Source organism: Acinetobacter brisouii, assembly GCF_008993995.1.
Lineage (GTDB): Bacteria > Pseudomonadota > Gammaproteobacteria > Pseudomonadales > Moraxellaceae > Acinetobacter > Acinetobacter brisouii_A.
Map to the genome: position 1 here is coordinate 21,024 of NZ_BKNN01000031.1, position 12,721 is coordinate 33,744.

The 12,721-nt window shown below is 40.2% G+C and carries 12 protein-coding genes, 2 pseudogenes and 1 other annotated feature; of the genes and pseudogenes, 7 read left to right on the forward strand and 7 right to left on the reverse strand.

Annotated features, from left to right (window positions below):
• Positions 1–192: 192 nt before the first annotated feature.
• From msrB to GBN19_RS09020, 4 genes are read left to right on the forward strand one after another with little or no spacing between them, the layout of a single operon-like run.
• Positions 193–612, forward strand: coding sequence for a peptide-methionine (R)-S-oxide reductase MsrB (gene msrB / locus GBN19_RS09005; RefSeq protein ID WP_151777901.1), 420 nt, complete (start codon positions 193–195; stop codon positions 610–612).
• Positions 609–1,106 (forward strand): glutathione peroxidase, encoded by a 498-nt coding sequence (locus tag GBN19_RS09010; RefSeq protein WP_151777902.1) that lies wholly within the window; start codon positions 609–611, stop codon positions 1,104–1,106. Before msrB ends, GBN19_RS09010 begins: the two co-directional genes overlap by 4 nt.
• 19 nt (positions 1,107–1,125) lie before the next feature.
• On the forward strand, positions 1,126–1,932 hold the full coding sequence (locus tag GBN19_RS09015) for a helix-turn-helix transcriptional regulator (RefSeq protein ID WP_171494465.1): 807 nt from the start codon (positions 1,126–1,128) through the stop codon (positions 1,930–1,932).
• A 51-nt stretch (positions 1,933–1,983) separates the two neighbouring features.
• Positions 1,984–2,598 (forward strand): LysE family translocator, encoded by a 615-nt coding sequence (locus GBN19_RS09020; RefSeq protein ID WP_151710349.1) that lies wholly within the window; start codon positions 1,984–1,986, stop codon positions 2,596–2,598.
• Positions 2,599–2,648: 50 nt separating this feature from the next.
• Here the strand turns inward: GBN19_RS09020 and GBN19_RS09025 are convergent, their stop codons facing one another.
• The 7 genes from GBN19_RS09025 to GBN19_RS09055 all read right to left on the reverse strand — a co-directional run bounded on the left by GBN19_RS09025 (position 2,649) and on the right by GBN19_RS09055 (position 7,656).
• Entirely contained in the window at positions 2,649–3,383 is a 735-nt protein-coding gene (locus GBN19_RS09025) for a COG4705 family protein (protein WP_151777903.1), read from the reverse strand.
• A gap of 206 nt (positions 3,384–3,589) precedes the next feature.
• Entirely contained in the window at positions 3,590–4,339 is a 750-nt protein-coding gene (locus GBN19_RS09030; protein WP_151777904.1) for a YebC/PmpR family DNA-binding transcriptional regulator, read from the reverse strand.
• Between the two features lie 102 nt (positions 4,340–4,441).
• Positions 4,442–5,005, reverse strand: coding sequence for a 1-acyl-sn-glycerol-3-phosphate acyltransferase (locus GBN19_RS09035; protein WP_151777905.1), 564 nt, complete (start codon positions 5,003–5,005; stop codon positions 4,442–4,444).
• 109 nt (positions 5,006–5,114) lie between these two features.
• The gene (locus GBN19_RS09040; protein ID WP_151710345.1) at positions 5,115–5,750 is read right to left on the reverse strand and encodes an OB-fold-containig protein; all 636 of its coding nucleotides are present in this window, start codon (positions 5,748–5,750) and stop codon (positions 5,115–5,117) included.
• Between the two features lie 7 nt (positions 5,751–5,757).
• The gene (locus GBN19_RS09045) at positions 5,758–6,063 is read right to left on the reverse strand and encodes a Rieske (2Fe-2S) protein (RefSeq protein ID WP_171494466.1); all 306 of its coding nucleotides are present in this window, start codon (positions 6,061–6,063) and stop codon (positions 5,758–5,760) included.
• Between the two features lie 17 nt (positions 6,064–6,080).
• The gene (locus tag GBN19_RS09050; RefSeq protein WP_151777907.1) at positions 6,081–7,085 is read right to left on the reverse strand and encodes an adenosine kinase; all 1,005 of its coding nucleotides are present in this window, start codon (positions 7,083–7,085) and stop codon (positions 6,081–6,083) included.
• Positions 7,086–7,293: 208 nt separating this feature from the next.
• On the reverse strand, positions 7,294–7,656 hold the full coding sequence (locus GBN19_RS09055) for a hypothetical protein (RefSeq protein ID WP_151710342.1): 363 nt from the start codon (positions 7,654–7,656) through the stop codon (positions 7,294–7,296).
• Positions 7,657–7,828: 172 nt separating this feature from the next.
• Between GBN19_RS09055 and GBN19_RS09060 the strand changes: the two genes are divergently transcribed.
• The 3 genes and pseudogenes from GBN19_RS09060 to GBN19_RS09070 form a co-directional block, all read left to right on the forward strand.
• Complete coding sequence (locus GBN19_RS09060; protein WP_151777908.1) at positions 7,829–10,771, forward strand: insulinase family protein; 2,943 nt, start codon at positions 7,829–7,831, stop codon at positions 10,769–10,771.
• 19 nt (positions 10,772–10,790) lie between these two features.
• Positions 10,791–11,900: pseudogene (locus GBN19_RS09065) on the forward strand (phospholipase A); the annotation flags it as partial.
• Positions 11,901–11,948: 48 nt separating this feature from the next.
• Positions 11,949–12,721 (forward strand): annotated as a pseudogene (locus GBN19_RS09070) (IS3 family transposase); the annotation flags it as partial.
• Positions 12,224–12,340 (forward strand) — a sequence feature (AL1L pseudoknot). Its footprint overlaps the pseudogene before it by 117 nt.

Here is a 12,721-nt window from a genome sequence, read left to right on the forward strand (position 1 = left end):
ACTAAAGTTGCTCACAAAAAAGCGTTTAATTAATAAAAATGCTTACTTCGAATTTTTAATTTGCTTTCTTTTTGCTTTTTATGAATTATACGTGTTTTGTAATTTGTGAATTTAAGACTAGAAATTTTAAGTTGAATGACGTAAATATAAGATTATCCTATTTTAAACAGCAAAATAGACAGGGATAGAATCATGGGAAAACTCAATAAATCACCGAGAGAATGGCAAAGAGAGTTATCGCCAGAAGAATATCGAATTACCCGTCAGAAAGGGACAGAAGCCCCATTTACAGGAAAATACTGGAATACCAAACAGTCAGGAACTTATGTGTGTCGCTGCTGTGGTGAGCCACTATTTACGTCAGAATCAAAATTTGACAGTGGTTGTGGTTGGCCAAGTTTTTATAAACCAATTAATAATAGTGCAATAGAAGAACACGATGATTTGAGCCACGGTATGTCGCGAGTTGAGATCGTGTGTCATCACTGCGATGCACACTTAGGTCATGTTTTTGAAGATGGCCCTCAACCAACGGGTTTACGTTACTGTGTAAACTCGGCGTCTTTAGAACTTGAAACACAAGAAAAAAGCGATGAGGAAACTTATCCATGACAAAGATCTATCAACTCGAAGCAGAGCGCCTTGATGGGCGCACTCAGTCTATGGCTGATTATGAAGGTAAAGTCTTATTGGTGGTCAATACTGCCAGTAAATGTGGTTTTACACCTCAATTTGCTGGTTTGGAAAAACTCTATAAAAAATATCAAGATCAAGGTTTTGTCGTTTTAGGTTTTCCTTGTAACCAGTTTGGTGGGCAAGACCCTGCGAGCAATGATGAAATTGGAGCTTTCTGTCAGCGCAATTATGGGGTGAGCTTCCCAATGTTTGCCAAAATTGATGTGAAAGGCCCTGAAGCACATGCAATTTTTAGACTATTGACACGCGAAGCCAAAGGTGTGCTTGGCAGTCAGAGCATTAAATGGAACTTTACTAAGTTTCTTGTTGGTCGAAATGGTGAAATTCTGAATCGTTATGCGCCAACCACCAAACCAGAAAGTCTAGAGCAGGATATTGAACAAGCCCTTGCAGTTACCGAACTCGCTTGAGTTCTGGTCTGACCCTCGCATGCCCTATGTAGAAACACGGCGGGCATGCCAAAGCCGTATCTGCTATAAAGCGCATAGCCATCCAACTTTATCTATTGGTGCTGTTGATGCAGGGAAAAGCCGCTTTTATAGTGCCTTCACAGATGAAGTTTGTATCCGACAGGGGAGTCTAGTCGTCATTCCTGCACATATTGAGCATTCCTGCAATCCTTTGCCAGAACAGCACTGGAGTTACCAGATGTTGCATATCGATGCATCTTGGTTAGAGCAACTCTCAATAGAAGCACATACTTCGTTGCTTGAAAGCATTGTAATACCACAATTGAGACCTTTCGTGCTGAATGACAAGGCACGTTATGACGCTTTTTGTCGAATGAATCAGATACTCTTTGACTCAAACATGCTGATTGTTGAAAAAGAACATGCCTTAATTGAGGGCTTAACGCAGCTCTTATTTCCTTATTTTGATTGGCAGCAATTGCCGCAACAGACTTATTTTCAAAAGCATTTAAAAATATTGATGGAATTTTGCCAGCAAGCACAAGGTTTTTTATCTTTGCAACAGCTTGCAGAAAGGATTGGAGTCAGCCGTTATGTGGTGATTCGTTTGTTTAAAGCGCACTTGGGTTTAACGCCACATGTGTATCAATTGAATCTTAAAATCCATCAGGCACGTCAGTATCTTAAGCAAGGTGTGCCAATTAGCTACTTGGCGACAGATTTAGGGTTTGCTGATCAAAGTCATTTTCATAAGGTCTTTAAAGCACATACAGGCGTTACCCCAAGACAATATCAGCACGGCTTTTCCCGCACTTTTTTACAATAAACAGAAATCACAATTTTCTAAGCGGCTATCACCTTATTTTTAGAGTGTGATATGAAGTTTTTTATTGCAATTGCGGTGACTCATTTTTTGGCTTTGCTTTCTCCTGGCCCAGATTTTTTCCTGTTATTTACAACCTTGCTGCGCTATTCACGTCAGGCAGCTTATAAAGTTGCATGGGGAATTACCTTGGGAAATGCTCTGATTTTATTGGGGTTGATGCTTGCACTCAGTCAGTTGGGTCAATTGAATGCTCAGGTTTTTATGGGTTTACGTTATGTAGGCGCAGCATATTTGCTGTATTTGGCATATTTGTGCATACGCTATGCAAATCAACCCCTTGAACTAACATCATCTCCAAATTCAAAATCTCAAGACATCAGCGGATATTATTTATTGGGATTAGGGCTGCAATCGAGTTTACTTAATCCTAAAAACTGGATGTTTTATACCAGTCTAATGGTTTTGCTTGCAGAACAGCGTTATTTACTCAGTACATTGGGACTTTGTGTGTGGATGGTTGCCGTGGTGACGATTTGGAATCGGGGTTTAGTAGAATTGCTCACACATCCGCGATATTTAAAAAAATTACAGCAATATACACGACATATTCATTATCTTTCAGGGATATGCTTTTTGATTTTTTCTGGAGTACTGTTTGCTATATAAGAATAGGAGATCAAGATTGCTTGATCTCCTATATTATGAATAATTTGGCATTAAGATTGTGCTTTGGATTGGCGTTTTGAGATTGCAATCAGTACAAAAATCACAGCAATCAAAGTGAAAGATGCACCAAAACGGCTTAAATCTAATCCACCATGAGTGATGGGTTTGTCGAGGAAATCGCCTAAAACTGCACCGAGTGGGCGAGTGAGAATAAAGGCACTCCAAAACAAGAAAGTATGTGAAATTTTTGTCCAGAAGTAGCAAAGGGTCAATATGAATAAAATACTGCCAAAAATAATTGCTGAATACAAATAGCCTAAGCCTTGTGTATCTGCAACCCAATCGCCTAAAGCAGTGCCCAATGTTTGAGAAAACATAATGGTCACCCAATAGAAAATTTCAGATTTAGCAGTTTGAATATTCTCAACGGAAAGCGTGTGCTCACTGTAATACCAAACTGCCAGAGAACTCAACAATAAGGAAAGCAGAATTAGGCTGCCACCAAAATAACCCAAACCTAAGGAGCGGTCGACGAAGTCTGCAATTGTGGTGCCTAGTGTGGTGGTGGTGATAATGGTGAGCCAGTACAAATAAGGATGATATTGTTTGGCTTTAATTTGTAAACTGACAAAAATGGCAAAAAGCACGAGGAAAATGCCACTACTAATGATGTAGCCTAGATTGAGTGACATCGAAAGAGCATCACCCGCAGTTTCACCAAGGGTTGTTGCTGTGATTTTAATAATCCAAAAGATTAATGTAACCTGAGGGACTTTGCTGAGCATCTAAATATTCTCATTTCCTGTGAATAAAAATAGTTTAAAGAGGCTAGATGAAGACCTACTTAGTTGAAGTATTTTTTTAAGATATTGAAAATCAGTATTTATTTTATAGTTTTTTGGTTTTCTTAAGCTTTATTATGGATAGCCTACATATAAAAAAACGAGATTTAAATGCTTAAATCTCGTTTTAGGTGTCTTCAACTTAGCAATTAGGCATCTAATTGTTCAAGGACATCATCAGAAAATTCAACGTTGGTATAAACGTTTTGAACGTCATCTAAATCTTCAAACATATCAATCATTTTTACGATTTTTTTCGCTTGATCGATGTCAGAAATTAAAGCTTTTGTTGAAGGGTTCATAACCACTTCAGCATTGTCAGATTTTAAACCTGCTGCTGCTAGCGCATCTTGAATGTCACCAAAAGTTTCTGGTGTGGTGATGACTAAAATTTCATCTTCTGACACTTCAATATCTTCAGCGCCAGCTTCTAAAGCCACGTCCATGATTTTGTCTTCTAAAGACACATCTTCAAACGTAATTTCACCGCGTTTAGTAAACATATACGCCACTGAACCCGCAGTCCCTAAGTTACCATCTGTTTTAGAGAAACAATGGCGAACATCGGGTACTGTGCGGTTTAAGTTATCTGTCATGGTTTCAACAATAACAGCAACACCGCCAACGCCATAACCTTCATAAGTCACTTCTTTTAAATCAGCATTTTCTTCACCACCAACACCGCGCTGAATTGCACGGTTGATCGTATCACGCGTCATATTTGCGACTAATGCTTTCTCAACGACAGCACGTAAACGAGGGTTAGACGCAACATCACCACCGCCTAAACGGGCAGCTGTAACGATTTCACGAATAAATTTTGTGAATACTTTAGCGCGGCTCGCATCTTGTTTTGCTTTACGATGCTTAGTATTAGCCCACTTGGAATGACCCGCCATGCAAATATGCTCCTTAAAGATTGGTCTATGCCATATCAAAATGCTGAGATTCTACCACAACGCTATTTTATGAAAAATAGTGATTTCCTAAAACCCGACATTCTATAGGCTTTTTGCTGGAGGAATGACGATATCTAGACCAGTTAGACGCAAATACATTTCTTGAATTTGCTTCATATCTTGGTCAAAGTCATTCGGATAAATCTTCCCAATAATCCCGCCTTGTTTGGTCTTGGCATTGGCGTACATCAGCACGATTGGGACATTGGCCGCTTTAGCAATATGCCAAAACCCTGTACGAATGGGTCGGCGAGGTTCACCATTTTTAGCACGAGTTCCTTCTGGGGCAATCACCAGATTAAATTTTTGGTGGTTTTGGAACTCTTGAACCATTTGCTGAACAAGGTCTTGTTTCGCTTTGCGATCTACAGGAATTGCACCAAATGCTTTGAGCACAGGAGAAAGCGGGCCTTTAAACAACTCTTTCTTGACGAGTGTGTGAATTTTAATGCCTAAAATTTGAAAAAGTGACCAAGACAATATGCCATCCATGATGGAAGTATGTTCAAAGCCAATTAAAACTTGCTTATCTTCAAGAATGCCATCTTGAATATGATAAGTCCAACCTGAAAGTTTAAAGGTGAGCTTTCCAAGTTGTTTTTTCATGAGATTACCTTGCATCTTGTCTTTTAGGAAAATAGCGACAAGCGCCCAAAAAAAAGATGCTGGATTGTATGACTCTAATGAGATTTCGACAAGTTAAATCAGATCGTACTTAGGTATCGTCTGAGTTAAACATACCATCGTCAAATAAATGGTTGGATTCGACAATCTTCTTCGCGATGTAATAAGATTCACGCATTCGAATGAGAATAATTTGCGAATGCATTTCAATTTCACCAAATTCAGAGCGTACCTGCACATAATGTAACTGACCATATTCATCTCGTACCCGAGCCTGTGCGGTACTTTCAGGGCGGGCATTACCATTGCAAATCGTGGCTAAGCGACCAATCAAGCTTTTTTGTTTGCGTTCAAATTGTGGGCGAATCACCTGATCAAGGCAGTGGATCATAAATACGGTAAAGAACAGGGCAATCACGAGTGTGGGGAGGAGTAAATAAACCACAGGAGCAAAGGTATTTTGATAAGCAAAAAAGAATAATTGCAGAAAATAACCCGCAAAACTGAAATTAATCAGAAAAAAAACCACAATCAGGATTTTAGAAAACTTTATTTCTAACAATGGTGTTTTAATCATATGCGGAATCAAATGCTTGAGTGAGGCAAATGGTCGTCCACCTAAGTAAAACCCGACAGTTTCGACCAGACTTAAAATCACCAATGCCATTACACTAGCGTGAAATGGCATGAGTTCAGCACTGGTCAAGAAAGTATGTAGACTCATCATGAACATCTCAAGATAAGTAAATACCGCCATCAGAATGGACTTGAATCGCTATTTTTTGTAGCGATTCACCTAGACATGGACCAGAGATACATTCACCTGTTTCGACGTTAAATAAAGCGCCATGCGTTGAACATTGAATATATTCCTGATCTTGGTCTAAGAACTGGTTTTCTAAAAATTCCAGTTCAACTTGCAAATGCGGACACAAATTTTTATATGCATAAAACATTCCATCACGTTGCGTAATAAAAATCGTGCTACCTTCAGGGGTATCGAAAGCACGGGCTTCACGCTCAGGAACATCTTCAGTCATACAAATTTTTTGAGTCATTATGCAAGATCCATTTCAATGTTTTGCTGTAGTCTAGCATATTTTTCAATCGCAAGACGTGGGCCAAATTGAGCAACCACTTCACTTGAAATTAACACAGCAAGTTCTGCGGCTTGTTCTAGGCTTGAGCCTTGATGAATCGCGTAAAGGAATGCACCTGCAAAGGCATCACCTGCACCATTGGTATCCACTGCTTTTACTGGACGACCTTCAACTTGAATTTGTTCGTTTTGGCTTGCAACCAATGCACCTTTTGCACCCAAAGTAATCACGACATTTTGGTTGTTTTTTAGCAAAACTGCCAGTGCTGCATCGATATCGGCTGTTTCGGTGAACATCAATGCTTCTTGCTCATTACAGAACAGCAAATCAACACCATCAGCCAATAATTCTGTTAAGCCCGCACGTGCATATTGCACCATGGCTGGATCAGACAAAGACAATGCAATTTTGACGCCATTTTCTTTGGCAATTTTGCGTGCTTGAGCAACAGCTTGGCGAGCTGTATCGCTAGTCGATAAATAACCTTCGATATACAGCCATTCAGCGTTTTGTAAAGCGCTATAGTCAATTTGATTGACAGAAAGCTCAGCAGTAATTCCCAAGTAAGTATGCATAGTACGTTCGGTATCTGGCGTAATCAGTACCATACACGTACCAGTAACACCTTCACTGATTGACTGCTGAGCAGTGAAAATACCTGCATCGTTTAAGCCATCTAAGTATAGTTGACCAAGTTCATCGTTACCTACGCGGCAACCATAAAATGCACGACCACCCAAAGCACTAAATGCAACTGTTGTATTGGCTGCAGAACCACCACTTGCTTGACCTTTATAAACTTGAGAGGCTTGTAGGTTTTGATACAGCGCTGCTTGAGTATCACCATCGGTCAATTGCATGGTGCCTTTTTGCAAGTTTTGTGTAGCTAAGAAATCATCGGAAACCTGAAATTCTTGGTCAATTAGGGCATTACCAAGTGCAAAAAGGGCAATTTTTGACATGTGTGTGGGCTCATTGCAAGTTTTTAAGGCTGAACATTTTACACTAAACCTAAACATTACAGTAGATAAGATGAATAAAATTCAGGTTTTTATTCGGAATTTGATGATGAATATGCAAGATAAATGAATGAAAGAATGATCTAAAATAGCCTAAGTTTTTTCGATCATTCCTCGTATAATCAATACCCTGTTGAAAATGTGTTTGCTCTTAATTTGGACTGATTCGTCCTGAAACTTTAAAATCTTTTGCTTTCACCCAGCCCTCCGTATCAACACCATTATTACTGATATACATGACATACAGCCAAAGCTCATTCTCATTTTTAAATTCTTGGTAAGCAATCACAGAATCTTTAGGAATAATAAAGACATTCTTCATTTTGCATTGCTCAGAAGGAGCAGTATGAAAGTAGCTGCGATAACCTTTAGGCCCTTTGACGGTATAACTATATTTTGTGCCGTAGTTTGCACCATTATCATCAGCAATTTTGGCTAGCCGATCACAGTTCGGACTTGCATATAAGCTGCTTGAAATCAGACAAGAGATTGCGAATAGGTAAGATTTTTTCATTGTCATCTACACTTTGTATTTTTACATGGATTAAAGGGATTATTTTCGTTGTAAATTTGATCTGCGCTTGCAGCATAAAAACCAAAATACTCAAGTTTTTATATGAAAAGCGACAATATCTATCGCATAATAACAAAATATGATTGAAGATGATTTTTATTTAGGAGAGCACATGACTGTAGATGTCACTGAAACCATTACTCAAACTATTCATCCTGCGTTTCAGCTGTTACGTCAGCATCATGTTGAGGCTTTAGACATTGATGTTTATGAATATAAACACAAAGTAACGGGTGCTGTGCATTATCATCTTGCAAGTGAAAATGATGAAAATGTATTTCTCGTTGCTTTTCGTACCCAACCTATGGATTCAAAAGGTGAAGCGCATATTTTAGAGCATACGGTGTTGTGTGGCTCAGAGCGTTTTCCTGTACGTGACCCATTCTTTTTAATGATTCGCCGTTCATTAAATACGTTCATGAACGCATTTACCTCAGCAGACTGGACAGCCTATCCATTTGCAACACAAAACAAGAAAGACTTTCAAAACTTGCTTTCAGTTTATTTGGATGCTGCATTTGCTGCGAATCTCAATCCGCTTGATTTTGCTCAAGAAGGGATTCGTGTTGAGCTAGATGAGCAAGGCAAACCTGTATTTAAAGGTGTGGTATTTAACGAAATGAAAGGGGCGATGAGCTCACCTTCAGATCAGTTGTATCATCAATTGGCGCATCATTTATTTCCGACCACAACCTATCACTACAATTCGGGTGGTGACCCAAAAGACATTCCAGATTTAACTTATGCTGAACTGCGTGAGTTTTATCAAACGCATTATCATCCAAGTAATGCGGTATTTATGACTTTTGGTAATCAAACCGCATATGAGTTGCAAGAGCAAATTCAAACTCAAGCATTGCATAAATTCAAAGCAGGTAAAACTTTACATTCAACGCCTGAGCAACGCCTAGCAGCACCGATTGAAGTGACTGAAACTTATGCGGTGGATGCAGAAGATCTTAAAGACAAAACCTATCATGTGTTGGCGTGGTTGTTGCCACAAGCCAGCGACATCAAACTGCGTTTAGGTATGCGTTTGGTTGAAGGCATTTTACTCGAAAACTCAGCTTCACCATTACGTCATTATTTAGAAACCTGTGGTTATGCCGATTCGACTGGCCCATTTATGGGTGTAGATGACAGCAATTTTGAAATGACTTTCTACTGTGCAGTTCAAGGTTCAGAGCCTGAACATGCAGAAACCTTTAAAAATGGTGTATTGAAAGTTCTACAAGAGGTTGCATCTCAACCTGCTGATTCTGAAGTGGTTGATTCGATTCTACATCAGATTGAACTACATCAACGTGAAGTCGGTGGAGATGGAACGCCGTATGGTTTAAGTCTGATTTTAAATGGTTTAAGCAGCGCGATTCACCACAGTGACCCAGTGGATGTTTGGGATGTCGATGCTGCAATTGAATCGGTCAAAGAAGAACTCAAAGACCCGATGTGGTTGTCGAACCTGATTCAGACTTATTTGTTGGATAACCCTCATCGCGTGCAGTTAACGCTTGTTCCAGATGCGAATAAATCAGCAGAAGAACAGCAACAAGAACAGGCACGTTTAGATCAGATTGAGGCGAATTTAACAGATGCTGACCGTGCTGAAATTATTGCCAATACTGAAGCACTTAATAAACGTCAGGAAACACCTGATAATTTGGAGTTATTACCTAAAGTTGGTTTAGAAGATATTCCTGCGGAAATTCAGATTGTACAAGGCGAGCTACGTGAGATTATTAGCAATAATGATGACATGCCATTACATTTGTATCATGCTGGAACAAATGGCCTGTACTATCAACAAGTGATTGTTGAAATCCCAGACGCTGTAGTGCAGTCGCCGTATTTCAACTTGCTGTCGATTTTGGTTGGTGAAGTTGGTGCGGGTGAATATGACTATTTAGCTTTGCAGCATGTACAAACTGCGGTAAGCGGTGGCTTGGGTATGGGTGCATCGTTACGTAGTGGCTTGAACGATAAAAATAAAATCAGTGCATTTTTAACCTTAACCACAAAATCTTTGGCGGATCGCCTCGATGCGATTGGCTTGTTGAAACTGGCATTTGAAAAACTGCGTTTCGATGAAAAAGACCGTATTTTAGAATTATTGCAACAGCGTAAAACACGTTGGCAGTCACGTTTGTCAGGTTCAGGGCATAGCTATGCCATGCAAATCGCATCGCGTCATATGAGTGCCTTGGCTGAGCGTGATTATTTTAATACAGGTTTAGGTGCGCTGAATTGGTTGGCTGAGTTGATTGAGCGAATTCAAAAAGATGAACAAGCCTATGTGGTATTCATCCAAGAGCTTAAAAATATTCACCAATTGTTATTACAAGCGCCAAAACAGTTCCTGCTTGTTTGTGAAGATATGCATAGCCAACGACTGGTTGAGCATGTACAAGACGTGTGGAACAAGGTTGAAGTTGAACATCAGCCAATTGAGCTTCAGCAAGTCGTGCGTGAAAACTCAGCGCAAGACCAAGCTTGGTTAATTCAAAGTAATGTTCAGTTCTGTTCATCGGCTTATCAGGCAGTTGAAGTATCACATCCAGATGCTGCGGTGTTTATGGTCTTGGCAGGGTATTTGCGTAACGGATTTTTGCATAGCGCGATTCGTGAAAAAGGTGGTGCGTATGGTGGTGGTGCAAGCTACGATGGCAACGCCTGTGCGTTCCGTTTCTATAGTTACCGTGACCCTCGCTTAACTGAAACTTTCCAAGACTTTGAAGCCAGTTTAAATTGGCTCATGACAGCACCTCAGCAGCCACATCAACTTGAAGAAGCGATTCTTGGTTTAGTCGCGAGTATGGACAAACCAGGTTCTCCAGCAGGTGAAGCGATTAGTGCATGTTATGCTCTGTTGCATCAGCGTTCGCCAGCATTTAGAACTGAGTTGCGTGCACGTATTTTGGCAGTCACTTTGGACGATTTAAAACGTGTTGTGGCGCAATATTTGCTAAATCAAAAAGTGACTAAGGCTGTTGTAGCACCATTTGCAAAACGTGAACAGCTAGAGCAACTGGGTTTTGAAATTAAACAAGTGAATTAATTTGCTGGAGATTCAATCTATGCCGTTCAAACCTTTTGAACGTAAATCCCAAGTACTGCGATTTATTCCAGTGCTTGGCGGCAGTTTATTATGTTGTTCTTTAAGCTTTGCTGATGAAAAGACCACAGAAAGCTTTCATCCAAATAGCGGTCAGGCATGTGCAGGAATTATTGGTGATCCAGATCGCCTAGCCTGTTATGACAGTTACTTTAAGCCCAAAACAATGCAGGACAATGCGCCTGCGATGGCTACTTCACAGACAGCAGCAACAGCCAATTTGGCAGTTGCTGCTCAGGCTGCGACTGATGCCAGTAGCGCCAAGCAAGGCAGTTTAAAAGATAAATTGTCACAGTCTTTGCACTTTATTTATTCGCACGATGCGCGTCAGCCACTCAATACACAAGACTCATTGTTAGATAGTCGTTGGGAATTATCGGAAAAGAGCAAACTCGGTACATGGAATATTCGTGGATATAAACCTGTATATGTACTGCCTGTGTTTTGGACAAGTGACCGAAATGAACTTCCAAGCAGTCCAAATCAACTCAATACTGTAAAAAAACGTCAGGATTTAAATTCGACAGAAGCGAAGTTCCAGTTGTCATTAAAAACCAGAGCATGGGAAAACATCTTTGGGAATAATGGTGACTTGTGGTTAGGCTATACCCAGTCTTCGCGTTGGCAAGTGTATAACGAAGACAATTCACGACCATTTCGTGAAACCAATTATGAGCCTGAAGCAAGTTTAATGTTTAGAACCAATTACAACTTGTTGGGATTAGATGGGCGTTTATTTGGTATTACGTTGAATCATCAGTCCAATGGTCAGGCAGATCAATTTTCACGAAGCTGGAATCGCGTCATGCTGAACTTTGGATTAGAGCGTGGCAATTTTGCAGTGATGATTCGCCCTTGGTATCGTTTGCCTGAAGATGCGACCGATGATAACAACCCCGATATTGAAAACTATATAGGGCGAGGTGACATTACAGGTTTTTATCGTTGGAAAGACAATGATTTTTCCTTAATGTTACGTCATTCACTACGAACAGGCGATGCTTCACATGGCGCTGTACAGTTTGACTGGACTTTCCCGATTAAAGGCAAACTACGTGGACAAGTACAGTTGAACCGTACCGGGTTTGTCGGAGAGTCAATATTCTGAGAGACTACCCCGATGACAAAATTAAAATATACCCCTGAAATCAGAGAAAGAGCGGTTCAATTATTGATTGAATCTGAAAAAGATTATCCTTCTACTTGGGCTGCGATCACCGCTATTGCTCCCAAGATAGGTTGTACTCCTGAAACACTACGTGTTTGGTATCAAAAATATTTAGATAAACTAAATCCAGTTAAAGTACAGCAGCTTTCAGATCAAGAACGTATTAAACAACTCGAACGTGAAAATAAAGAACTGCAACGCGCCAATGAAATTCTACGTAAAGCAGCCGCTTTTTTCGCCCAGGCGGAGCTCGACCGCCCACACAAATAATGGTGGATTTTATCCTTAACAATAAAGATCGATATGGTGTTGAGGCGATTTGTAGGATTTTACCGATCGCTGCTTCAACCTATTACCGGACTTTAGATCTCACAGTAAATCCAGAACATCGAGCGAAACGAGATTTACATGACTTGCAGCATGCTGAGGAGATTAAGCGAATTTGGAAAGAAAGTTCAGGTCGGTATGGTGTGCGTAAGGTCTGGCAACAACTGAAACGTGAAGGCTATGTGATTGCACGTTGTACAGTTGCTCGATTGATGCAAAAGTTAGGTATACAAGGTGTTTGGCGTGGTAAGAATAAACAAACCACCCGTAACCGAGATGACCAAAAACGGGCAGATGATTTAGTGAAACGTAATTTTAATGCTGATCATCCAAACCAACTATGGGTGGGTGACTTTACGTATATTCAAACTCATTCAGGCTGGGTATATACCGCATTT